The organism is Gabonia massiliensis, from assembly GCF_001403595.1.
Classification (GTDB): Bacteria; Bacteroidota; Bacteroidia; order Bacteroidales; family Coprobacteraceae; genus Coprobacter; species Coprobacter secundus.
The window spans coordinates 561,771-587,442 of the sequence record NZ_LN877938.1 but is presented as its reverse complement, the minus strand read 5'-3'; the positions used below and the strand labels follow the sequence as shown (position 1 = coordinate 587,442).

The following is a 25,672-nucleotide window of genomic DNA, read 5'->3' as shown; positions in this document are numbered from 1 at the left end:
GAAAAAAAACGAATTATATCATGAACAGGAAAAAGATGAGAACGAAAAAATATATCACCGTTATACCCCATGCGCCATTCATTACTATGGTGGCACTGCTCTTGTTGTGTACAGGAGCTGCAAAAGCAAAAGATTACCATATGGGGACATACAATATCCGTTGCATAAACGCTACCTTGACCGGTCTGCGGGACTGGGACAACCGGAAAGAATACGTTGCCAAAATCATTACAGACAACCGCTTCGACGTCATCGGATTACAGGAAATCGCCAATGACGACCAGGAAAACGACCTCCGGCAATTATTACCTGAATATTCGATGGTTACCTGGGGGCGTGAAAGTGCCGAGAAGAACGAAGGAGAACGGTTGGCAGTTGCTTTTAAAACCTCTGATTTTAACCTTCTGGACTGGGGGTATTATTTCCTGACTCCCGACCCGAAGGTGCCCGGACTGGCTTGGGACGCTGGATGTAAGCGGATATCTGTTTGGGCAAAACTTCAGGATAAGGACACCGGAGAGATATTTTTCTACTGCTCCACCCATTTGGACAATGACGGGGTTATTGCCCGTAAAGAAGGCACACGCATCAATGTAGAGATGATGAATAAGCTGGCAGGAGACTACCCCGTGTTTATCGTGGGTGACCTCAATGCCAAAGCTTCTGAAAAAGGCGTACATGCCGTGATGGGAGCCTACTATGACGACAGCCGGCTCACGAGTGGCCTTGACCTCTCGGCTTCGGGGCCCGAAGGAACATATTCGGGGTGGAACCCCGGGCGGTCAGATAACAAACGCATCGACTATGTGTACAGTCGGCATGCCGATGTAAAAAGCTATAAAGTTATTACAGAAGATTATGGAAGAGGGGAGACACCGTCCGACCACTTTTGCGTAATAGTCTCCTTGGCACTGAGGCAACCCGCTCTGCCGCAAAACATATATGTCTGCGGAGAAGAAGGAGACGATAATGGAGACGGTACTCTTCAGTCTCCCTTTAAGACTATCGGCAAAGCGATAAGTATGGCAAGCTCCTGTGACACGTTGAGAATTACCGAAGGCCGTTACCTGACGGAAAACCGGGAAAATATCGACCGGACAAAATACCTCAAAGTCAAGAGAACACTATGTATTATCGGAGGGTACGATAAGAAATTTGAGAAAATTACCGGATATACGACGATAGACGGAGACTTCAACGGAAATGACCGGTACGACGATGAAGGGAAAGTCATCGGGGGGAATGAAGACAATTGCAAACTGCTTGTGTACGTATACAGTCCCGCGCTTCTGCATATCGAAAATGTCAAGATATGCAATGCCTTCCTCGATGATAATACCGTGACAAGAGGAGCCGGAATTTATAGCATCGGAGCCGGAATCAAAATGAAAAACGTGATTTTTATGAATAACATCTCAAAGGCATCCGGCGGAGCTGTCAAGGCGACGACCGACATAGATGCGGAAAACTGCACGTTCTTCAACAACCGGGCAGCATCGGGAGGAGCAGTTTATGTATCGGCTAAAAACTGGTCGGCGACATTGCGGAATTGTCATTTTGAAGCAAATGTCGCAGAGTCGGGGAGTGCCTTGCATATAGACAAGAATACGACCCTTTATGCCCGGGGGAACAGTTTTATCGGCAATCATTCATCCCGGTACGGTTGCATATCCGTAATCGGAGAAGCGATAAGCAGTAAGTTTACATTCGTCAACAATACATTCGCCGGCAATGCCCTTGCATTTGAAGGTGAAGTCGGGGACGATATTCCGGGAGGAAGTGCCATATACTTCCGTGCCGGAACGGATGGGAAAATTTCGTTGGTGAACAATACCATTGCCGGAAATTTCTGTGAAAGTACAGGAAACGCCTCCGGCTTCAAAGGTGCGGCAGTACAATTGGTTTCGGGCTGGGTCTTTATGTATAACAATATAGTAGCCGGAAATCACTCGACAGGCGGTATCGGTGATATATGCTACGAAAGTGCCGGTATAAAGAACTGTATGGGGAAGCACAACCTGTACACATCGGCCGACAATATCGTGATGAAACAATCCGGTACGGATATAATGGCAGCAGACTATGGCACGGGACTTTCTTGGTTGGCGCAGACCCTGGATGGGACGGTATCGGGCGACCGGTTCGAAGCCAGTCCCAAAAATGAAGGAAACGGAACCTATACGGTCGGGGTATTGAATCCGCAATACGGGACTACACCGATAAATAACCTGGCAAAAAGAGATTTGAACGAATACTATATGACCATGACCGATTTAGATGGCGGTCTCAGAGACGAAGCCCCCTTCACGCTTTTGGAGCAAGACCAGACAGGGCGTCCGCGAGACATGGAAGGGCACGCCACAATAGGAGCATACGAATATATCGGGACAATCGGTATCTGCGACCGGGCAGTTTCGGAAGCAAGAGCATACTACTTCGACGGACAAGTACGGTTTGCCGAGAAAATTGCCGGAGATTACAAAATATATGATGCAGAAGGCAAGTTAATACAAGCAGGACGGGTCGAAGACGATAAAATACCGGTTGTTGTGGGAAAATCACGAGGCATTTGCCTTTGTATCGTGAAAACAGAAGCCGGATATCGGTTTTGTAAATTTTTAAGACAAGAGTAGATAGGTTAGATAGGTGTATAAAGTTGTGTTTCTTTAAGAGCCGGTCTGGGTTTTCCAATTAAGGAAATATTATCAGGTCATTTTCTTCCGCTTTTTTCCCAGTTTTCTCTCGTCAGATAGCCCGCTATCATCCCCTTGACAACGGAAAAATATCCGCGAAAGAAATTCCCGACCCTGACTCGGGCAAAATCCAGGCAGGCACTTAAAGTTTTTTAGGAATAAACTCATTTCGGATTTTATTATAAATAGTGTGTGTGTCAATTAGATATCGTCCTCGCAAATGTATGAACCATACCGGAGCGAGGACGGTTTTTTTTACATGCCACTTACCATCACTTGCCTGTTCTTTGCACTATTTATTATAAAGACATCTCCGATAATTTATCGCTTAGTAGATAATTTTAGTAATTGAAGGGTCCAATCCGCAAGGAATATGGGGATATTAAGAATCGTACTATCCTGTTTCAGATTATTCATGGAAAAACGCAGAGCCAATTCAGGAACGAAGCGGTCAATGTATATCCCGAGACTTTTACCACTCAAACGAGTACCCGATTTGACCTCCACAGGAAATAATGACGCATTGTTCTGCAACAGGAAATCCACCTCTGCAGTAGCTTCGGAGGTCCGATATCTCGGCATTACATCGAAATGTGTTACGAAAGACTGTAGTACCATATTTTCTGCCATTGCTTCTTTGAATTCGCTATAAAGCGGATTTTCTGTCCAGAGCACGTCCGCCGGGAGTTGTGCCATGACACGGAGCAAGCCTCCATCACACAAATAGATTTTGAATGCCGAGAGATCATCGTATGCACTCAACGGCAAGCCGGGTTTGGAAGAGCAGAAGATACGATATATCATCCCTGCATGCTCTAACCACAACAGTCCATTCTCATATTCCCGCGCCCGTGCTCCCGTTTTGACAAGTTTATAGATGAACTTTCGGTTTTCTTTTGCCAACTGGGATGGTATGGATTTCCAGATAGACGCAATGCGCGGAATATCCTTGCTTGGAGCGTGTTTGGCAAAGTCCAGAGAGTAGGCCGTCAAAATCGATTTCTGAACCTCCTCAATCTCTTGTATACCTCGCTTTTCAAGCATAGCAGTAGCTGCTGCCGGCATACCTCCGCAAATTTGATAGCGTCGATATGCCTCTCCGACACGCCCCATAACAATTTCTGGCAACGGTACAATCTCCGTTAAATTCTCCAGATATTCGTACATTTGTGGCGTATCAACACATAAAAATTCTCGGAATGTCACTGGATACATTTGTAGAAATTCTACTTTACCCACCGGAAATGAATCGCCTTGCGAAAGAGATATACCTAATAGTGAACCTGCCGCAAGAATATGATACTCGGGAGTCTCTTCACAAAAATATTTTAAACTGTTGAGAGCCTTGTTGCTCTGTTGTATTTCATCGAAAATAATCAATGTTCGTCCTGCTTCGATAGGATATTCCGTATAAAGACGGAGGATACCAAGCAACCGTTCGGGACTTTTCGTATTCTCAAACTCTCGGCACAATTCCTCCGATGCGTCGAAGTTAAAATAGGCAACATAATCAAAATGCTCCTCTCCAAACTTTCGCATAATCCACGTTTTACCTATCTGTCGCGCTCCTTGAATAATGAGTGGTTTACGCTCTGACCGTTGTTTCCATTGGAGTAGGGCGGACATTATATCTCTTTTTATTTCCATTTTATATTGGTATTTTTGTCTATATATCACATTTTACCAATGTAATTTGTGCAAATATACACATTTTTGTAACATATAGTGCAGAACAATTCCCTTTTCTATCTCTAAGAGCCGGTCTGCATTTTGCCCGAGTCAGGTTTGGGAATTTCTTTCGCGGATATTTTTCTGTTGTTAAGGGGAAGATAGCGGGCTATCTGACGAAAGAAAACGGGAAGAGAGATCTGAAGAAACCGTAAAGATGACTCGATAATATTTCCTTAATTGGAAAATCCGGACCGTCTCATCTATGTTGCAGGAGGTAGCCTTTATCAAAGATAAACCGGGACGACGTGTTTTTTATAAAATGAAAGTCTGTTTGGCGATAGCTGAATTTTTACTTATATAATTTTTTTTATCACAAATAAATTTGTTTAATTTGCCTTTCTGTTATGCCAGAAACAGATATTTTTAATCTTTTGTTAATCTAAATTCATCATTATTATGAAAAAGTATGTTGCAGAGATGCTGGGAACTATGGTTCTCGTACTGATGGGGTGCGGCAGTGCAGTATTTGCCGGTAGCGTTACAGGTACGGTAGGTGCCGGAGTCGGGACTATCGGGGTCGCTTTGGCTTTTGGCTTGTCTGTTGTAGCCATGGCTTACACGATTGGCGGAGTTTCGGGATGCCATATAAACCCGGCAATAACATTGGGAGTATACTTGTCGAAAAGGATGAGCGGTAAAGATGCCGGATTCTATATGTTGTTTCAGGTAATTGGAGCCTTGGTCGGGTCGGCGATTATTTATACCTTGGTATCGGCAGGGGGAAATAGCGGGCCTACAATGACCGGTGCGAATAGTTATGCAGAAGGGACCTTGTGGCAGGCATTTATTGCTGAACTTATATTTACATTCATTTTTGTTTTAGTCGTATTGGGAGTTACCAGCAGTAAAAAAGGAAATTCATCTTTAGCAGGATTGGTTATCGGGTTGACCCTGGTATTGGTTCATATAGTTTGTATTCCTATTACGGGAACATCCGTCAATCCGGCGCGTAGCATAGCTCCTGCTCTGTTTGAAGGAGGAGTTGCATTATCCCAGTTATGGCTGTTTATTGTGGCCCCTATGATAGGCGCTGCATTGTCTGCTTTAGTCTGGAAATATTTAGATGCCGAAAAGTGAAATATAGGATAAACAGAATCTGGCAAATTGTTTCTATATGATTTGAGAGATGGGTACTTCCTGTTTTTTTAACAACATCTCCAGAGCCTGCCTGCATTTTGCTGAGCTGGGTTTGAGAGCTTCTTTCAGGACGTTTTTCTTTTTCTATGAAAATGATAGCTGGCTGTCTGACGAGAGAAAACGGAAGACCGAAAGAAGAACTCAACAATGTCCCGGGCAAAATGCAGGCAGGCTCTGAAGATGGGAAGATTCTCATGTCTGATGATATGGGCAAAGTAGAGTAATATGGATATGAAACAAATAATTTATAATTTAATTTAGTAATGGAATCACCAATAAACATGAACCAAGCATTGGAAAAGCTAATCGATTTCAGTATAGATGCCGGTAAGGATATCTTGGTTGCTGTGTTGATTTATGTAATCGGGCGCTTTATCATTAAGTACATCAACAAGTTGATAGCTAAAATTATGGAAAAGCGCAAGCTGGAAACGAGTGTCCAGACTTTCTTGAGAAGTCTGTTGAACATTTTGTTGAACCTTATTTTGGCTTTTGCCATCATCGGTAAGCTGGGAGTCGAGACGACAAGTTTCGCCGCGTTATTGGCTTCGGCCGGTGTGGCTGTCGGTATGGCTTTGTCGGGCAACTTGTCCAATTTTGCAGGCGGGTTGATTATTCTCGTATTCAAACCCTTCAAAGTAGGAGATTATATCGAGGGGGCAGGTGTGAGTGGAACCGTGCAGGAGATACAGATATTCCATACCATTCTGGTAACACCTGACAATCGGGTGATATTCGCTCCTAACGGTTCGTTGAGCAGCAATGCTGTTATCAATTACAGTAAAAAAGATATTCGTCGGGTCGATTTCACTTTTGGAGTAGAATATAATGAAGACTTCGAGAAGGTAAAAGCGGTCGTGCAACAAGTCATCGATTCGGATTCGCGTATTTTGAAAAATCCGTCTTTTGTCATAGAGATAGGTGCTTTGAGTGCGAGTAGTGTGGATATTACGGTACGTGTCTGGGTAAAAAGCTCTGATTATTGGGATGTATTCTTTTGGATGAATCGTACTGTATATGCCACCTTTAACAAGGAAGGCATTGGCTTTCCTTTCCCGCAACTTACTATCCACGGGACAGAGAAATAAGAAATATGGCTTATGGATAAAGCCGATTGTAAAATTTCCATTCGATACAGATAGAGCCTGTCTGCATTTTGCTTGAGCGGGGTTTGAGATTTCCTTTTGAGGATGTTTTCCCCTTTTTGAGAGGATGATAGCTGGCTATCTGGCGAGAGAAAACAGGGAAAGAGACCGGATAATATTTTTATTGAAAAATTTAGACAACCGGCTCTTAGGAGATATTAGGAAATAGCAAAGTCCGGAAAGAACTGCGGTAACGATTTTATAACGCAGTCTCTTCCGGACTTTGCTTTTGAGAAGACATACAATATTGTCAAGACGTATTGTTTACTTGGGCAACTATATAGTTGCCTTACTCTATGGAGTCCTTGTCACAAAGTACATCCGAAGAGGTAGCCCATAGTATTTTTAACTTATAGGCTGTAAGTCTATAAAGGACAAACTTGAGATTATTTCTTTTTCTGTCGGGGAGTAAGGCCGGTTTCATGTCTTTCACATTCAGACTGCAAGTAACAGCAAGGGCTGCCTCAAAAAGTTTTGGGCAGCCCTTGCTGTTATATATAAGCCACATCTATTTTTTTATAAAGCGTTCGCTCATTGAAATATTTCCGGAAACGACTTTTACAAAATAGACTCCGGCATTGAAGCCGCTGCAATCGACTGTTATCTGTTTATTGCCATATACTTCTTTTATATAAAGTACCTCACCATTGGAATTAAAGATATAAATCTTAGTAGGACTGTCCGTTTGGGGAATCCCCTTGATATTTACTTCATAGTCGACAAAAGACGGATATACCGATAATCGGTGCTCTTTGTCGTTACTTACGGGCTCTATCCGTGTTATATTTCCCGTTACGGTGACATTTATTTCACCGTATACCCCTGAGCCGTCTATCGCATAAGCGCGTACGGTCACCGTACCGCTTTTCCCTTCCTTTGCTGTAAGCAATCCGTTCCTGTCTATTGTCGCAATATCTTCACCGGTTACAATAAGCCAGTTCAGCCGTTGGAATGTTGCCGTATTAGGATATACAAAAGCCGTCAGCTTGAGGGTTTCCTTGTCTTCGAAGAAAATTTCGTTCTCTTCATTTTCCCCTTTGATGACTATGTCCGTAATAAAATCGGTATGTGCAGCATTGATGATAGAGACTATGTTAGAGCGAGATTTTGCAGAAGTATCGGCTGCTTTCAAATATGATTTTCCCGATATGGCCGTTGCTGGCACGGTCTCTACTGCATAATATAATGCGTTGCCGGTCATTGGTGCCATATCGCTATAAGAGCACATATGGCCCGAAACTTCCGAGACGATTGTCATATTTTCAGGAGACGTCCCGCGGAGGATGCGATAACTTTCTATATCTCGGCCTTCATATTTACTCCACATCAGATTCCAGGAATCTCCTATACCTCGATTTATCAATACATGAATGGATTGATGGGCCTTGCTGAGTTCTGATTCGCCGAAGCTCAGTACCCAGGATAAGCGGTAACGTGAAGCAGACATTTCTGGGACAGAAGATGGGTCCACATAATATCCCGTACCGAGAGGCACATTGGCTATCAGTTTGTATTCATTGAGACGCGAAGTCTCTTTATATACATTTACACTTTCTACACCTGTAGGCAGATGGGTAGGTTCATCCCAGGAAATCAAGTGTTTTCCTGTATTTGCATCGACTGTTATGACAGAAATTTCCTGAGTGGTCGGCTCGTCAGTAATCGTAATATTGTCATCATAGGCCACCGTACAGAATTCGTCGCTGACGGTATGGCGTATATGATATTTTCCGACTTTTGTAAAAAGTATTGTCAGACTGTCATCATCTATAACATTTATATGGACAACTGGGTTTTCCCCGATGGTTTCATAATTGGTACCGTCGGTGGATACTTCCCAGAGAGAGCCGGATGCATTTGCGGCAGTCAGCCGTATAGTTGAATTGGCTATCGCGCTTTCAGGGAGGGAAAATGCACCTTCGGGTTTCTCATGTACGTAAATCTGTTGCGTGAAATTCCTGAAAACTACCGTTTTCATGCCCGGAGTATTCCACGCAATGGTATAACTGTCTTTGTCTTGCGATTTCACTATTGCCCCGTCCCAGTTGATGTCTGCTGCGATATTGCCCGATACGATTACTTTCGTATCTGTGTCTACAGACGTTGAGGCAGGCATTTCCATAGACAACGTTTCTGTGACAGCCAGATTATAGACCTCCGAAAAGTCCGATTGCATATACCATCCGTCTATACCTTGTACCTGTATTTCGTATTCTCCGGGCGCAATATTAGCTATGGGTATGAAGTACCGGTTATTGGGAATCAGAGGTTTGTCTGAAGGAATATGCACGTTGTTTTTTGCACTGTTGCAAGGAGAGATTAGATAAGCGTTGTCCCCCTCCATGCCTTTGCGCTTGATGCTGATATTATATCGCATAAGTTTGGCAGGAGTCTCTTGGTCTGCAGAATGGTCCCATTCTATCATTACGCCTTTTTTTGTCTGGGAAGCCCGTAAGTTTCCAGGAGCCTGAGGTATCGAGTTGTTACCTTTAAGAATATTGACATTCAGGCTCAAAGTCCCGTCAGAACGATAAAAAACCGGAGTACCTGTATAGAAGTTGTAATAATTGTCTATTTCAAAATCAGACTCGGTACCTGATACGTTATCTATTTTGTATTGATGGTTGGGATACATATAGATGGCATACGCCTCATGGACTCCCTGAGAACCTTTTATTTCACAAATTCTTAAATCGCGACAGCCGTTATTATCCAAATCGAATGCCGATATATACGATATTTCTTTGGGAAAATCGATATTGGTAACATCCTTGTCTCCCCATTCTATAGAATAAGAAATAACGTTGTTTTGCTCTTTTTGGATAAAGAAGTCTGTTTTGCCGTCACCGTCGAAGTCATCGATCAGGAGGATGCTCTTGAACTCATCCGAATTTTTATCGATAGTTGTTATCGAATGTAAGGTAGATGCCGGAGTGAATGTCCAGTCTCCGTTGTTCTGGTAGACAACATAATCGGTAACTCCCGTTTGCGTATTGTCATCCCACTTGTATACGGGGATAAGCAAGTCTGTCAATCCATGATTGTTATAGTCGTTACAACCGGCTATTGAAGATGCTCCATAATTGACCGTTTCAAAGTTGATATAATCTCCGGTATTTTTATAGATAAGATCCGTCCGATTATAATATTGTTTTATGTCATATAATCCGTCATTGTCAAAATCGTACATACTTTCCCAACCGGGAGTAGAAAGAGTAGTCGGAGTTTCCACGGACAAGTCCTTGTCACCTTCATTGATGACTTTCACCAGTGTCTTTGTGTTGCTGGTCCCGAATATGTCGCATAAGCCGTCATTGTTCAAGTCTATCGTGGCGGCCTTCTCTATGTATAGATTTGAGTTGCTGTTGAAGATTTTCTTTATCTTCGTGTACACCCCATTGTCGTTGCCTTGCATAAAACGATGTTCATCGTTGTAATATATTTCGGAAATGCCGTCTTCATCCATATCGAGTGCAAATCCGACATCCGTCAATGCTGTGTTGTCATCCAAAAGTATATTCCCCGGTTTTATATTTCCGGAAGTAACGTTGATAAATTGCTCGACGATGTTTGACAAATTGCCTTTTGAGTCCGAGACTTGCAGAGCTATGCGTTTTTCTCCACTATCTTTGAATCGGAGTTCGTAAGAAGATTTATCCTCGCTTTGGTTTAAGATTTCTGCTCCGTCGAAATCCCAATTGTAGATATTCGATGATAAAGCCTTGTTGGTCAACGTCACTTTGCAGACATCCCCTACGGCAAAAGGTTGCTTGTATGAAATTACAAATCCGTTATCGGGTTCTTTCTTTTCGAATATGGCATATTCGCTGAATTCGGAACCACGATGGTTCGGATCGATGCTCTGGACGGAAATATAATATTTTCCTGCCGGCCAGGATGTCGTATTGAGTGTGCGCACAGTATTGTAACCGTTGTTCCCATCGAGCAAATTACGGCGGGCACCATTCGGCAGCGCATGTGCATAAAGGATGTCTCCTTGGTCGGGAGCTGTTCCTATACGGAGGGCATAAGTCAAGTCTGAACTTGATGATTCGGTATCCGTACCCGCTTCCCACGATATCTTCAGCATACCAGAAGCGGCTTCATATACAAAATTAGGCTTCGACATCTTTTGAGGGACGGAATTTACCTTGTCGGATATTTGGAATATATGATTGGCATATTCTGTCATATACAAGCATTTCAAAAGGCCGCTGTTGTCGATGTCTGCAATCAAAAACGGATATTGGTCATCCCAATATCTCCCTTTTTGGTCAGAATAAATAGTCCCGGCGCGTTTCAATAGAATAGGCTCGGCCGATACGTCCATTCCCGAAATTTTGTAAGCCACATAATCTATCCCGTACAAATCGGTGTTGTATCGGTCATCTTTTCCCACGACCTCATCGGTTGACTTTTTAGAAACGACTTCATAACAACCGTCCCCGTCGATATCCATACAGTAATAAGAATATACTTCACCCTCAAGATAAGTCTCGTGCTTCTTGAATGAACCGTTACCTTTGTTCTCTATCATGACAAGATAAGAAGCCCCATTTTTAAATGAACCTTGATTTGTGGTAAAGTCGAATGGGACAAGAATGTCAATGTCTCCGTCTTTGTCAAAATCATAACACCATATTTTATCGCTGCAATATAATCCCGAAAATAGTTGCACTTCGTTGGCTTTTCCTTCTTTTTGTGCTAAACACAAGGTCATTGTTTTAGTATTCTCGTCGTAAGTCAGTCGATCTGTCAAGCCATCGTTGTTGAAATCCCGGAAAGTAACTTGCCCGCCGAATTTGCCTTCTACAAAGCTGTTTTCTCCCGTATTGAGAAAATAGCACCCCAGCGAAGTATCTACAAAATCCGTAAGTCCGTCACTGTTTATGTCTATTGCATTATAATTTCCGAAACTCGATGGCGCTGCCGAGATAATAGGAGCATACATATCTTGCATCCCGGGGATCACCATACCGCCTGTTGATTCCACTTTTTTCTTTATCCCGTTATATTCATCGAATGTCATCACTCGTATTTTTTCATTTTGCCAGTTCCCTTCGTTGTCCAAGACCAGTGTATTATGAGACTTTGTATCAGCGTCGTTTCCATTCTTCTCCAAAAATTCTGTCTTGCCGTCGTTATTGTAGTCTATAGGATTGAGAAGATATTTATTATCGGTTCTTGAATAAACCTGGGTGAAGTTGAATGCATCTCCACCTTTTGCGATATAAGCAGGGACCCCCTCATTGTAATAATAATCTATGTGGTCATCGTTATTGTAATTGATCCACCCTGTAAAGCCTGCAAAATCAGAAGCGACACTGATGTTGTTCAGAAAACCTTTTTGGAAATCATAAAGTGCGGAGTTGTGCTGATATTCCATGATTCCGTCACCGTCTATATCATAATATGATGTATGGATGGCCGAAATATCATTCGTAAATATGCCTGTATCCCAACTTCCATCGGTATTGTAACTGTTATCATATACAGAGACTTTGGAAGGAGCGTAAAATTGAGATACATCAGAATGATAGAGCCTGATTTCACTTGTATGGGCGGGAATTAAATAATGGTAAGAACCGTTTTTTGAAAATTTATAAGAATCGTTGTTCCCTTTGATGTATTCCTCTCCTACTTTGTAAAAGAAGTCAAATGTGTATCCGCTGCAATATACACGGGAACTTTTAAGTGCCAATAGAGTATTGCTTGTGATGGAGACGTCCCGTATATACAACCCCGATGCTTCGTCGAGCACAGCATATCCCCGGTCATCACCGGATAAGATGGTTTGAGTTATATCTTTTAATTCTTCCCTTGAAGACGATTCGTCAAGGTTGAGTATCTGGATACAGGAAATTCCTATATTTGTTCCGGTACAACTTTCTATTTTGATGCGTTTGGTATCTTTCGGCAATCGGGATTTGGTATTTAAAGTTGTGGCTATAGATTTGTAATGAATACCATCATTGCTGACAAAGACAGTAAATGATTTATTTTGTGGGCCGTAGATAATCAATGAAGGGCACTCTGCAGCCAGCAAGTCCAATTCTGGAGAGATGAATTCCGAACCTTCGATACCTGGGTACCTTCCCGATATGGCAGTAGGGCTGAATGTAAAGTTGCCACTCCATCCCGAATTGCCGATAAGATTCTCCGCATGGAATGAGGAATTGAGATATACATGGGGGTAATCGGCTTGAGTTGCATCTCTCCAGCTGAATGCATGACTTACACTCATGATACACCAAAATGTAACTAATAATACATAGTTGCGTTTGTGGAAATAATGATTTTTCATAAATACAAGAAACCCTGCCGATTTCCTTTCAGGAGATAAGTTATACATGTACTGTAAAGCGCGGAAATCGATTTGTTTTCTGATTTCAAGATACGGTTGAATGCCGGATGGATAAAAAAAGAAACTCAGGCTGGATGTTGATATTTATTTGATATATGAATTTTTGTACAATGTGAATTTCTCGTTTTATATTTCAGACGTGTCTTTCAAAATCAAATAAGACAAATGCACTCTACATAATTTTATATATTACAAATATAACAAAAATGAAAATATTATATCCTTTTTTAAATTTTTTTTTGTTGAAAATTGTTATAAAAAAATATCATCGGCTTCCTATAAAAAGCAACCGATGATATTTCTGGAAATAAGATAGGGTAGAGCCGCTACGACCGCCTATTGTCGGGTCAGCTCATATCCGATAAGGACATCCTTGTAGTTCGACAAAATCGAATTTACCGTTTTCAGCGTCGTGCTCGAAGTCTTGGCCGACAAGGTAGACAATATCTTCACCAGTTTCTGGGCATCGAAGAGCAAGACAAGATTGTCACCGTTTTTCTCTATCTTGGCCGATGATTCGCCCAGGCGGATAAGCCCGGCCACTTGGTAAGTCATATCTATTTGCTTGTCGGTCCCGTTGAGAGAATATGTCCCTTTTAAGTTGATTTTTTTGTATTGGTTGGTAAACGTACTGTCGGCAAAGCTGTATCCGAAAGTCGAAGCCGTAATCCCCGCTTTGGTATATATATTGGTGAGCTGGCTCTCCACTTCGGCGGCAATCAGTTTTCCGCCTGCATCTTTCAGTACTTCCCCGCTTTCGAATTCGCAGGCCGGAGCAGAATACTTCCATGTGCCCGCAATATCTTCGGGAGTCAACGTCGTGATTTTGTTCGTAACTGAGTTTACAGCATCCTCTACGACGTTATTTAACAAATTTTTTAAACTTGTTTTTGTCTGTGAAAACACATTTGACATAATCCCGTTGACGACAAGGATTACTATCAAAACTGCACTTTTTTTCATAATGATGTAATGATAAATGGGAGAACAAGAAATCTCCCGGTTAAATAATTATATATATCCCGAAGGCCGGCTACTCCCGGCATCTTATGAGTTGCCTTTCTGTACTTTTTGGATAAATTCGTAGATATACAGAGCCGTAGCCTCACAGCCCAGCTTCGAAGAGTCTATCGACAAGTCGTATGATGAGGCAGCCCCCCATTCCTTATCCGTATAATAATTATAATAGTTGGCGCGGCATTTGTTCTTTTTAGAAGCCAGTTCCATAGCTTCCGCCTTCGAGATGTGCTCACGTTTCATGATACGCTCTATCCTGTCCTTCAACGGAGCATGGATAAATACGTTGAAGCACATCGGGTTTTCGCGGAGTATATAATCGGCACATCGTCCTACGAATACGCTCGGATGGTCTTCTGCCAGATGGATAATCACGTCCGACTGGTACTTGAAAATATTCTCGTTGCTCAATGTACCGTCGTTGCCGAAAGAGTTGCCCAGAGTTGCCCAACTCATGGTGAGGATGTTGCGCAGAGACCCCGGAGCCGTCTCGTCGGCCCTCTCGAAGTATTCCGAGCTCAAGCCGCTTTCTTTGGCCGCTTCCTGTATAAGTTCCTTATCGTAGTATGCAATATCGAATAATTTGGCGAGGCGCTGGCCTATCTCGCGGCCACCGCTTCCGAACTGACGTCCGATGGTGATGATAAGATTGTTTTTCATATAAATATCGTCATACAGTATCTTGCCGATACACATTTACAAAGCAAACTTACGAAGTTTATTCGAAAAAAGAAATTTTATTTTTATCAATTATGAGAATAAATCGTTCGATAGCCCCGTTTCATCGTTCGATGACCTTTTTTTTGAGACATAAGTGATAGAAATACCGATGCAGCCTCCGCCAAGCAATATGCTCGATATGCCGTATGATACTTTGTAAAGCCTCTTTCCCCGGGCAAAGAATATAAAAAATGTCCCGTCCGTAATGTCGGAGGCAAGCCGGTATACTCACTATAACAAATGTAGATGTGAAATGCAATAACTGTAAATACACCGCTTGGACAAAGGTAAAATGCTACATTCGTCGTATTTTTTGAAATATTTGTGTCGGTAGAATCTTTATATTTTTTGTCATTTTGTAGCATAAAATATTGTGCACTGGAGAATCGGCTTTGTTCAAGACTTTCCGTATTGGAATAAAAAGGAAATATTTATAATGTTAAAATGTGATTTCTTTTTGGAGGTAAACTTTATGTATCATCTCTTATTATTTAGGTCTGATATAAATTTTTAATATAAAACACACGATATGAAATTTTTTTCGGTACTTATGACAATGTTGTCATTTCCGTTATTGGCAAATGCAACATCACAAGAAACTATTGTTATCCAGACGGACAATACAAGTTTGGTGTATAAGGTAAATGACAAGAACAAATTATGCCAGTCCTATCTGGGCAATCGGTTGAGGGAGAAGGATTGCGAACTCGTACCGGTTTCCAACGACGAAATACTGCTTACATTCGGAACCGGATATGTGCACCAGCCGGCGCTTCGAGCCGTACACGGTGACGGGAACACTTCTACCGAATTGGTGTTTGACAGGGTCGAGCAGCGTCGTCTGAACGATAATCAAGTGCAGACCGACATCTTTTTGAAAGACACGTATTTTGCATTCGGAGCAAAAGTTTCCTTCAAGACATACGAGAAAGAAGACATCATAGAACAATGGGTAGAATATACCAGTAACGAGAAAAAGCCTGTTGTACTTTACGATTACGCCTCGTCCTGCATCAGCCTGTATGCAAGAAATTATTATATGACTCAGTTTTGGGGAAATTGGGCAAATGAGATGCACATGACCGAGAGTGCTCTCACCCGTGGGGTAAAGACCGTCGAGTCGCGCCTGGGTGTTCGCTCCAACGAGTACGGGCATGCCTGTTTCTACCTCTCTTTGGACAAGCCTGCGGCCGAAGAGTGCGGCAAGGTCATCGGGGCTACGCTGGCATGGCCGGGAAGTTTTGCCTTCCATTTCAGTGTCGACAACCAAGATAAGCTGCGCATCATATCAGGTATCAACTCGTATGCCGGGCAATATACCCTGAAAAAAGGCGAAACCTTGACTACGCCACCGTTGCTGTACACATACAGCAATCAGGGTAAAGGTACGGTATCGCGCCGCTTTCACCGCTGGGCCCGCCAATATGGAGTATACAACGGGACGAAGCCCCATATGACGTTGATGAACAATTGGGAAGCCACTTATTTCGACTTTAACAATGAAATACTGACCGGTATCATCGACGATGCCGCCGATATGGGATTCGACCTTTTCCTTCTCGACGATGGCTGGTTCGGCAAGAAGCACCCCAGAAACAGCGACAATGCCGGTTTGGGCGATTGGACGATAAACCGGGAGAAACTTCCCGACGGCTTGGGCTATCTGGTAAAAGAGTGTCAGAAGAGAAATATCAAGTTCGGTATCTGGTTAGAACCCGAGATGGTAAATCCCAAAAGCGAACTCTATGAAAAACACCCCGATTGGGTGATAACACAACCCAACCGCCCGTTGGATTTGAGCCGTAATCAGCTTGTTCTCGACCTTTGTAACCCGGAAGTACAGGACTTCGTTTTCAGCGTAGTAGACAAGACCATGAGCGAGACCGAAGACATATCTTACATCAAATGGGACTGCAACCGGTTTATGACAAATGCAGCATCCGGCTATCTCCCTGCCGACAAGCAGTCTCACTTGTGGATAGAGTATGTCAGAGGTCTATATTCGGTACTCAAGCGTGTACGGGAGAAGTATCCCGACGTCACCATCATGGCATGTTCCGGTGGTGGGGGACGCATCGATTACGGTACATTGCCCTATTTCGACGAGTTCTGGATTAGCGACAATACCGATGCACTCGACCGCATCAAGATACAGTGGGGAGCCAGCCAGTTCTTCCCCGCCATTTGTATGGCAAGCCATGTTTCGGTATGTCCCAACCACATCACCGGCAGGACGGTACCTTTGAAGTTCCGTTTCGACGTAGCCACATCGGCCAAACTCGGTATGGACTTGCAACCCCGGCAGATGACCGACGACGAAAAGGCCTATTGCCGTCTGGCCATGAGCGATTACAACCGGGTCAAAGACGTAGTGCAGTTCGGTGACATGTACCGCCTCCTGTCGCCCTATGAGAGCAACCGCGTGTCCCTTATGTATGCTTTGGAAGACAAGAGCCATGCCGTTGTTTATTCCTATCTCATGGCTAAGGCACTGAACGGAGACCATCAAGTACTGTACCTCAAAGGACTAGACCCCGACAAGCAATATCGCCTGCACGAGCTCAACAAGATACCCAATCGCTGGTCACGATTCGACTCCTTGGAAGGAAAAGTATTCTCCGGCGATTTCCTGATGAACCACGGTGTCGCGTTCTATATGAGCGACGAGTACGAGAGCCTTGTTTTCGAGGCAGTAGCATTGTAAATCATAGAAAGACATTATCATGAAAACCGGAACAATATTATTTTTAAGCATATTTATTCTGTCCGCATTTTCCCTGCGGGCCGGAGCCGTAACCATAAAAAACAGAGGGTGGCGCATCACCTATGACGAGCAGGCAAAAAGTTTCGATTACGACTATAAAGGGCTTCGCATATTTGCGAATGCCCGTCCTGAAGCGACTTGCGATATTCCCGGTATAGGGACCAAGACCCTGACACCCGCTTCATTCGCCACGATGCAATATACCCGGAACAAGGTCGATGACAATTTCGGGAAAGGAACATGCCATACCTTTCGTTTCAGCGGTACTTCGGCGTCGGTTGCATTGGTGCAAAAGATATATACCTACGATAAGCGCCCCTATATTCTTACCGAAGTCGAATTGACCGGTGATGCCGGTATATCGTCCAACTACCTGGCCCCGGTTGTTACAGAAACACCGGTCGCATGGTTTCCCCGAAGCGAACAGAACAGGATGCTGTTCGTGCCCTGGGACAACGACGGGTTTATCCGTTACGAGTGTCACAAGCTGACCGGCGAACTCACCTCTTACGAAGTCACTTCGCTCTATCATGGCGACAGTCGCAAGGGAGTAGTGCTGGGCTCGGTCGAGCACGACACCTGGAAGAGCGCCGTCCGTGTCAAGTCGGCCGACAACGGTACTGTCGAGCAGCTTTGTTGCTATTCCGGAGCATCCTCCGATATTACCCGCGACAAGTTACCTCATGGTAAGGTAAAGGGCAATAGTGTAAAATCGGCCAAGATGATGCTGGGCGTTTTCGATGACTGGCGCGAAGGAATGAATGCCTACGGTGAAGCGAATACCTGTGTTATCCCGATACGTTCTACTTGGACACAAGGAGCCCCTGTCGGTTGGAATAGTTGGGCGGTACTTGCCAATCATCTCAACTATAAAGCAGCTGCCGATGCCTCCGATTTCTTCCGTAATACATTATACCCCAAAGGATTCCACAATAGACAAGGTAAAGTTGTCCTCGACTTGGACTCCTTTTGGGACAACATGAGCGAAGACCAGTTGAAACAATACGTTCGCAAATGTGAAGAAAACGGGCAGATTCCCGGAATTTACTGGTGTCCCTTCTCATACTGGGGCGACAATGGCGACTCCTATGTAGAAGGAACTCAGAACAAATACAAGTACAAAGATTGCTTTTTGTATGTAAACGGGAAGCCCCACAAACAAGGCGGGTACTGTGTCGACCCCACCCATCCGGCCATAAAAGAACGCATGGCATATCAGTTCAAGAAGTTCAAAGAATGGGGATTCAAATATGTAAAACTCGACTTTGTGACCAACGGAGCCGTACAAGGCGATTCTTACTACGACAAGAATGTTACCACCGGGACACAAGCCTACAATCAGGGATTCAGCTATCTGCTCGGTTTGGCAGGCGACGACATGTTCCTTTCCCTCTCGATAGCCCCGCTTTTCCCTTACCAGTATGGCAATTCCCGGCGCATCTCTTGCGACGCTTGGGGCACGATAGGACACTCTGAATACGTGATGAACGCTCTTTCTTATGGATGGTGGACCGATAAGCTTTTCCAGTACAACGACCCCGACCATATTGTATTGCAGAAAGACGGAGAGACAGAGGGCGAAAACCGGGCACGTATTACCACCGGAGTAGTTACCGGAATGATATTGTTGGGCGACAACTTCAGTACCGACGAGCCGTCAAAAACCGGAAATCCGAAACTCTCCATCGAACGGGCGGTTCAGCTGTTAGACAATAAAGATATACTCGCATTGGCATCTTTAGAACGTTCGTTTATGCCCGTCTACGGTTACAAATCGTTTCGCGATACCCATTACGGAGCCGAGTCTGTATTTATGCTGCGTGACGGACATCATCTCTACGTTGCCTGTTTCAACTACGATGCCGAAGGCGACCTTTCCGGTTCGGTATCTATGGAAGCTCTGGATATAAACCCTCGTAAGGTAGTATCGGTCAAAGAATTGTGGACGGGCCGGTCCGCTGCCGTAGAAAACGGGGAACTTCACTATGATATACCTGGGAAAGATGCACGCATCTATCGTATCACATTGAAGTAGCTGTCCCGTTTCCCTTTTTGAAAGAGAAGATAAAAAGGGAGTATCATCATGGCAAGCCGGTCTTTAGGATAAATGAAAAAGACGCGGCAGCAAATGGTACATCCCTTTTTATCCGTACAAAACCCTTGACAAGAAAGAGAAAAACAATTTCGACAACAAAAAACAAAGCGTAAAATATGAAAAAAATATGTACAGCCTTCATATCTGCATGTCTGGGCTGCATTCCGTTACAGGCCGAAAATATCTACCTCCACAGCGGAACCCCGTCGATTACATGGAAAGTAAAACCTCAGGCCGAAGTCGGCAATGACGTCAGCCGCCTGTCCGACCCCCGTTACGATATGTCTTCGTGGGTCGATGCCGTAGTTCCGGGGACTGTGTTCAACTCGTATGTAGTAGCCGGCTACGAGGAAGACCCCAATTTCGGAGACAATATACACCGGGTCGATAGAAGCAAGTACGACAGGAGCTTTTGGTACAGGGCCGAATTTACAGTCCCTGCCGACTATAAAAAAGAACTGGTCTGGTTACATTTCAACGGAGTCAACCGCAAAGCCGACATATACCTCAATGGGGCTCTGTTAGGGACGTTAGACGGATTTATGCATCGGGGACGCTTCAACGTCACCGACATTATAGACCGAGATGGCAAGAATATATTGGCCGTTCTGGTGCACATACCTCGCACCCCGTTGGCCAATCAGGGGAGCCCCAACTACCTGTCGAGCGGAGGGTGGGACTGGATGCCCTATGTGCCGGGTCTCAATAGCGGTATTACCGACAAAGTCTATTTGAGCAATACCGGTACGGCAACCCTTATCGACCCCTGGATTCGTACCGACTTGCCCACCAATGCAAGAGCCGACCTCTCGCTGGAGCTTGATGTAGAAAACAATCGTTCCCGAGCAGAAAAATACATCGTCAAAGGCACGATTACACCCGGGGACATCACCTTCGAAGAAGAGATACAAATCGAGGCAGGAGCTACCCGGAAAATAAAATTCGACAAACGTTATTACCCTCAGTTAAGTATCAACAGTCCCAAACTCTGGTGGCCCAACGGGTATGGAGACCCCAACTTGTACAACTGCAAAATAGAAGTTCTGGCGGGTAACGAAATATCCGACACCCGGGACATTACGTTCGGTATCCGTAAATATACCTATGACAAGGAAGGCGATATCTTCCACATCCACATCAACGGAGTCCCCGTATTCGTCAAAGGAGCCAATTGGGGCATGTCGGAATATATGCTGCGCTGCCGCGGGCAGGAATACGAGACTCGGATACGGCTTCATAAAGACATGAATTTCAATATGATTCGTAATTGGCTCGGTTCGGTTACCGATGACGAGTTTTACGAGTACTGCGACAAATACGGCATCATGGTCTGGGACGATTTCTGGATCAATTCCAACCCGACTCTGCCGTATGACCTGAACGCTTTCAACAACAACATGCTCGAAAAAATCAAGCGCGTACGCAACCATCCCTGTATAGCCGTATGGTGTGGTGACAATGAAGCGACACCCGAACCCCCGCTTACCGGTTGGATGGCCGAGAACATTCGTACTTTCGACGGAGGCGACCGCTATTTCCAGCCCTGTTCCAACTCCGGAGGATTGAGTGGAAGCGGTTACTGGGGAGCCTTCGACCCCCGTTATTATTTCAGCAAATATCCCGACCCCTCTTCCGGAGGAGACGGTAAACGGGGCTGGGGATTCCGTACCGAGATAGGAACAGCCGTAGTTCCCACCTTCGAGAGCTTCCGTAAATTCATGCCCCGCGAGAACTGGTGGCCGCGCGATGATATGTGGAACAAGCACTATTTCGGTTCGGGAGCAGGCAATGCCTTGCCCGACCGTTATGCCGAGTCCATCGACCGGGAATTCGGAACTGCCCGCGACGCACAAGACTTTTGCCGCAAAGCCCAGCTTGTCAATATAGAATCCAATAAAGCCCTCTTCGAAGGCTGGTTAGACCACATGTGGGAAGATGCCTCAGGCATCATGCTTTGGATGGGGCAGTCGGCATATCCCTCTATGGTATGGCAGACGTACGATTACTATTACGACCTTACAGGAGCTTATTGGGGGTGCAAGTCCGCATGTGAGCCCCTCCATATATACTGGAATCCCGTTACCGAAGAAATCAAAGTTGCCAATACCACAGCACGAAATTACGAAGCACTCACAGCCGAAGCCGTAATCTATAATATGGATGGCAAGCCGGTAAAGCACCTTCAGAAAAAAGCCCTTGTCGATGCCCTCTCCAATACGGCAACCACATGTTTTACCCTCGATGTAAATCGTGAGCGAGAAATCTTGTCGCTGGGCAAGCCCGCAGTAGCCTCGTCTACTGCACAAGGTGACCCCTCCTATGTATCGGACGGCAAGGACGATACCCGTTGGGCAGCGCATAGGAGCGACAATGAATGGATATATGTCGACTTGGGCAGCATACAATCGGTCGGGGGCGTACGCCTCAATTGGGAAGCAGCCTATGGAAAAGCCTATAAAATACAAATCTCGGACGACGCCAAAAACTGGAAAGAAATATACAAGACGAACGAAGGGCGCGAAGGCGTGGAAGAAATCACCTTCCCCGAAGTAAAAGCCCGTTACGTGCGTATGTTCGGCATCGAATTGGGATGGTGGTTCGGTTATTCTCTCTGGAGTTTCGACGTCCTCAGCGGGACCCGTCCCACCGAAGGCCTCACCGATGTGCATTTTATACGCCTTACGCTGAAAGACAAATCCGGAAAAGTACTCTCCGAGAACAACTACTGGAGAGGAAACGGCCGTCGAGATTTTACGGCATTGAATACCCTGCCCGAAGCCCGGCTGAAAGTTTCCTCCAAATTGGTCGATGGTGACGAAGAAGGCAAAGCATGCATCAATGCAACCGTCACTAATCCGCGTTCGGCGCAAGGAGTAGCATTTGCCGTACACGTTCAGGCCGTACGTACCACCGACGGAGAACGCATACTTCCCGCCATGATGAACGACAACTACTTTACCCTCATGCCCGGTGAGAGCAAAGACCTCGCCATCACTTTCGACAAGTCTCTCCTGCAAGGAGGCTCATACCGCCTGCAAGTAACACCTTACAACAACAAATAATCATGAAAAAGTACCTCATAACCATTTCCATTGCCCTTGCTGCAACATCGCTGTCTGCAACAGGGGCAATGCCCTTGTATAAAGACGCTTCGGCACCCGTACAGCAGCGGGTCGACGACCTGCTCTCGCGGATGACGTTGCAAGAAAAAATAGACCAGTTGCAAAACCGGGCATCAGGCAAGCTCGAAGATATAGACAAAATCTTTGCCGGAAGAAGTTTTGGCACTACGCATGAGATGAGTATGCCCGCTTTCGACTGTGCCGTAATGTACCGCGCATTACAGACATACATGAAGACCAATACCCGCCTCGGCATTCCCGTACTCACTTCAGCCGAAGGCATAGAAGGCATATTGCAGAATGGCTGTACCATCTTTCCCCACGCATTGGCACAAGGCAGCACTTTCAATCCCTCGCTGGTTCGGCAGATGACCCGGGCAGCCGGAGAAGAAGCCCGGGCAATAGGTATACACCAAATCCTCTCGCCTGTGCTCGACATTGCCCGGGAATTACGGTGGGGAAGGGTAGAAGAAACCTATGGCGAAGACCCCTATCTCATAGCCCGCATGGGCGAAGCCTTTATCGAAGGATACCAAGAATACGACATAACCTGTATGCCCAAGCACTTTGTAGCACACGGTACGCCTGCCGGCGGGCTGAACTGTGCCGGAGTAAGCGGGGGAGAAAGAGAATTGAGAAGCCTGTACCTGTACCCCTTTGAAAAAGTGATACGGAGCACCGCCCCGATGGCCGTCATGACATGTTACAGTGCCTATGACGGTGTACCCGTAACCGGTTCTTATTACTACATGACCGAGCTGTTGCGCGAGGAGCTGGGATTCGACGGATACGTATATTCCGACTGGGGCTCGGTAGAGCGGTTGCACACATTCCACCGGGCAGCAGCTACTCGGGAAGAAGCCGCAAAAATGGCACTCGAAGCAGGGGTAGACCTGAATATAGACTCTTCTTACGAAACCCTTGAAAAGATGGTGGCCGACGGGAGGTTAGACGAGAAATACATCGACCGGGCAGTAAGAAGGATACTGACAGTAAAATTTCGCCTCGGGCTCTTCGATGCACCTTATGGCGACCCCGAACAAGTGAAAAAAGTAGTACGCAGCAAAGAGAAGATAGCACTGTCGAAAGCCATAGCCGACGAGAGTGCGATTTTGCTGGAGAACAAAAACGGCATACTTCCGTTGGACATCACACGCTACAAATCCATAGCCGTCATCGGGCCCAATGCCGACCAGACAGTCATGGGCGACTATTCGTGGACGACAAGCGACACCGACGAAGGAATAACCTTGTTACAGGGACTTAAAAACGTTGTGGAAGACCGAGTTGCCATCAATTATGCCCAAGGTTGTGACTGGTGGAGCCGTGACAAAAGCAAGATAGCAGAAGCCGTTGAAGTAGCCCGCCGGAGCGACATAGCCATAGTCGCCATAGGTACGCGGAGCACCTATCTGGGACGTTCGCCCAGATACTCTACAAGCGGTGAAGGATTCGACCTCTCCTCTCTGGAGCTGCCCGGGGAGCAACTGACCCTCTTAAAGGAAATAAAAAAGACCGGCAAACCGCTCATTGTCGTTTTCATTGCCGGTAAGCCTTTGGCAATGCCGTGGGTAAAAGAAAATGCCGATGCCCTTCTGGTGCAGTGGTATGCTGGAGAGCAGCAGGGCAATACCTTGGCAGACATTCTTACAGGCAAGGTAAACCCTTCGGGAAAAGTAAACGTTTCCTTCCCCCGAAGTACGGGCAATACTCCTTGTTTCTACAATCACTATGTTACCGACCGCGAAGAACCCTTCGACCAGCCCGGGACTCCCGACGAACCCAAGGGTCACTATATATTCGATAAGCCCGACCCCCTATGGAATTTTGGTTACGGGCTCAGCTATACGACATTCCGGTACACCGGCTGTGTCCTGAGCGATACTCTCCTGACGGCAGATGGCATACTCAAAGTCAAGGTTACAGTAGAGAATACAGGAAAAAGAGACGGCAAGGAAGTAGTGCAACTCTACGTAAGAGACAAAATAAGCACTGTGGCGACACCGGTTCAGCAGTTGAAAGCTTTCGACAAAATCTCTGTCGAAGCCGGTGGGACAAAGACCGTCGAACTTACGTTGCCTCTCTCGGAACTCGCCCTGTACAATACCCGTATGCAGAAAGTGGTAGAGCCCGGAGAATTTGAGATACAAGTAGGAAGCGCATCAGACCAAATACATTTTGTACGGACAATAATAGTCCGCTGAAAAATACGACACATAGAAAAACAACCACCAGCAGTAAAAAAAATATGAAAAAGCTATTTATCCTGTTATGCCTTTGCCTGGTCGTCGGAAGTGCCCGGGCAAAAGTCACATTGCCCGCCATATTCACCGACAATATGGTCTTGCAGCAAAAAACACAAGTTACCCTCTACGGAAAAGCTGCCGCCGGTAAGAAAATGACCGTAACTACCGAGTGGGACCATGAGCAATACCGTTTTCACTCCGATGCCGAAGGGAACTGGAGCGTGCGCATACCCACCCCCGAAGCTGGAGGGCCCTTTGACATAACCATCTCGGACGGGAAAAAAATCACCTTGCGCAATATCCTGATAGGAGAAGTCTGGTTCTGTTCCGGACAGTCCAATATGGAAATGCCCGTAGCAGGCTGGGGCAAAGTCTTGAACTACGAACAGGAAGTGGCCGCTGCCGATTATCCCTGTATACGCCTGTTTCAGGTAAAAAAAGCAACATCGCTTGCCCCCGCAGCCGACGTCGCTTCGACAATGGGAGGCTGGCAAGAATGCTCTCCCGCATCCGTACCCGAATTTTCCGCACTGGGGTACTTCTTTGCCCGTCGTCTGTGGCAGGAACTCGGTATTCCGGTCGGAGTTATCGACTGTACCTGGGGCGGCACTCCTGCAGAAGCATGGACGAGCTACAAT

Annotated in this window: 13 protein-coding genes; 9 read left to right on the top strand and 4 right to left on the bottom strand. The window is 45.5% G+C overall.

Annotated elements, in window-relative coordinates; translation table 11 throughout:
- Positions 1-35 precede the first annotated feature (35 nt).
- Positions 36-2,633, top strand: coding sequence for an endonuclease/exonuclease/phosphatase family protein (locus BN2628_RS04430; protein WP_087880339.1), 2,598 nt, complete (start codon positions 36-38; stop codon positions 2,631-2,633).
- Positions 2,634-3,014: 381 nt separating this feature from the next.
- On the opposite strand, the gene BN2628_RS04425 is transcribed toward BN2628_RS04430, so the two are convergent.
- Complete coding sequence (locus BN2628_RS04425; RefSeq protein WP_055096314.1) at positions 3,015-4,340, bottom strand: ATP-binding protein; 1,326 nt, start codon at positions 4,338-4,340, stop codon at positions 3,015-3,017.
- Between the two features lie 480 nt (positions 4,341-4,820).
- Between BN2628_RS04425 and BN2628_RS04420 the strand changes: the two genes are divergently transcribed.
- The 3 genes from BN2628_RS04420 to BN2628_RS04415 all read left to right on the top strand — a co-directional run bounded on the left by BN2628_RS04420 (position 4,821) and on the right by BN2628_RS04415 (position 6,649).
- Positions 4,821-5,501 carry an MIP family channel protein gene (locus BN2628_RS04420; RefSeq protein WP_021930380.1) on the top strand — a complete coding sequence of 227 codons (681 nt, stop codon included), beginning with the start codon at positions 4,821-4,823 and terminating at the stop codon, positions 5,499-5,501.
- 146 nt (positions 5,502-5,647) lie between these two features.
- Positions 5,648-5,785: a hypothetical protein gene (locus tag BN2628_RS17205; protein WP_154668398.1), complete on the top strand. Its 138-nt coding sequence runs from the start codon at positions 5,648-5,650 to the stop codon at positions 5,783-5,785.
- Between the two features lie 39 nt (positions 5,786-5,824).
- Positions 5,825-6,649 carry a mechanosensitive ion channel family protein gene (locus BN2628_RS04415; RefSeq protein WP_021930379.1) on the top strand — a complete coding sequence of 275 codons (825 nt, stop codon included), beginning with the start codon at positions 5,825-5,827 and terminating at the stop codon, positions 6,647-6,649.
- A 565-nt stretch (positions 6,650-7,214) separates the two neighbouring features.
- Here the strand turns inward: BN2628_RS04415 and BN2628_RS04405 are convergent.
- From BN2628_RS04405 to BN2628_RS04395, 3 genes are all read right to left on the bottom strand, one after another.
- Entirely contained in the window at positions 7,215-13,010 is a 5,796-nt protein-coding gene (locus tag BN2628_RS04405; protein ID WP_257606385.1) for a T9SS type A sorting domain-containing protein, read from the bottom strand.
- Between the two features lie 396 nt (positions 13,011-13,406).
- Complete coding sequence (locus BN2628_RS04400) at positions 13,407-14,033, bottom strand: DUF4923 family protein (protein ID WP_055096175.1); 627 nt, start codon at positions 14,031-14,033, stop codon at positions 13,407-13,409.
- 84 nt (positions 14,034-14,117) lie between these two features.
- Positions 14,118-14,747, bottom strand: coding sequence for a cytidylate kinase-like family protein (locus tag BN2628_RS04395; RefSeq protein ID WP_044229763.1), 630 nt, complete (start codon positions 14,745-14,747; stop codon positions 14,118-14,120).
- Between the two features lie 589 nt (positions 14,748-15,336).
- Between BN2628_RS04395 and BN2628_RS04385 the strand changes: the two genes are divergently transcribed.
- The 5 genes from BN2628_RS04385 to BN2628_RS04365 all read left to right on the top strand — a co-directional run.
- Complete coding sequence (locus BN2628_RS04385; RefSeq protein WP_055096171.1) at positions 15,337-17,511, top strand: alpha-galactosidase; 2,175 nt, start codon at positions 15,337-15,339, stop codon at positions 17,509-17,511.
- 19 nt (positions 17,512-17,530) lie between these two features.
- Positions 17,531-19,606: an alpha-amylase family protein gene (locus tag BN2628_RS04380; protein ID WP_055096169.1), complete on the top strand. Its 2,076-nt coding sequence runs from the start codon at positions 17,531-17,533 to the stop codon at positions 19,604-19,606.
- Positions 19,607-19,782: 176 nt separating this feature from the next.
- Positions 19,783-22,728 (top strand): galactose-binding domain-containing protein, encoded by a 2,946-nt coding sequence (locus BN2628_RS04375; RefSeq protein WP_055096167.1) that lies wholly within the window; start codon positions 19,783-19,785, stop codon positions 22,726-22,728.
- Between the two features lie 2 nt (positions 22,729-22,730).
- Positions 22,731-24,992: a glycoside hydrolase family 3 N-terminal domain-containing protein gene (locus BN2628_RS04370; protein ID WP_055096164.1), complete on the top strand. Its 2,262-nt coding sequence runs from the start codon at positions 22,731-22,733 to the stop codon at positions 24,990-24,992.
- Positions 24,993-25,036: 44 nt separating this feature from the next.
- Positions 25,037-25,672 (top strand): sialate O-acetylesterase (locus BN2628_RS04365; protein WP_317614740.1); only part of this gene is annotated, 636 nt, incomplete at its 3' end.

Coding starts and splice junctions, on each gene's coding strand:
- BN2628_RS04430 (WP_087880339.1), top strand. CDS start 36: ATGAGAACGAAAAAATATATCACCGTTATACCCCATGCGCCATTCATT.
- BN2628_RS04425 (WP_055096314.1), bottom strand. CDS start 4,340: ATGGAAATAAAAAGAGATATAATGTCCGCCCTACTCCAATGGAAACAA.
- BN2628_RS04420 (WP_021930380.1), top strand. CDS start 4,821: ATGAAAAAGTATGTTGCAGAGATGCTGGGAACTATGGTTCTCGTACTG.
- BN2628_RS17205 (WP_154668398.1), top strand. CDS start 5,648: ATGAAAATGATAGCTGGCTGTCTGACGAGAGAAAACGGAAGACCGAAA.
- BN2628_RS04415 (WP_021930379.1), top strand. CDS start 5,825: ATGGAATCACCAATAAACATGAACCAAGCATTGGAAAAGCTAATCGAT.
- BN2628_RS04405 (WP_257606385.1), bottom strand. CDS start 13,010: ATGAAAAATCATTATTTCCACAAACGCAACTATGTATTATTAGTTACA.
- BN2628_RS04400 (WP_055096175.1), bottom strand. CDS start 14,033: ATGAAAAAAAGTGCAGTTTTGATAGTAATCCTTGTCGTCAACGGGATT.
- BN2628_RS04395 (WP_044229763.1), bottom strand. CDS start 14,747: ATGAAAAACAATCTTATCATCACCATCGGACGTCAGTTCGGAAGCGGT.
- BN2628_RS04385 (WP_055096171.1), top strand. CDS start 15,337: ATGAAATTTTTTTCGGTACTTATGACAATGTTGTCATTTCCGTTATTG.
- BN2628_RS04380 (WP_055096169.1), top strand. CDS start 17,531: ATGAAAACCGGAACAATATTATTTTTAAGCATATTTATTCTGTCCGCA.
- BN2628_RS04375 (WP_055096167.1), top strand. CDS start 19,783: ATGAAAAAAATATGTACAGCCTTCATATCTGCATGTCTGGGCTGCATT.
- BN2628_RS04370 (WP_055096164.1), top strand. CDS start 22,731: ATGAAAAAGTACCTCATAACCATTTCCATTGCCCTTGCTGCAACATCG.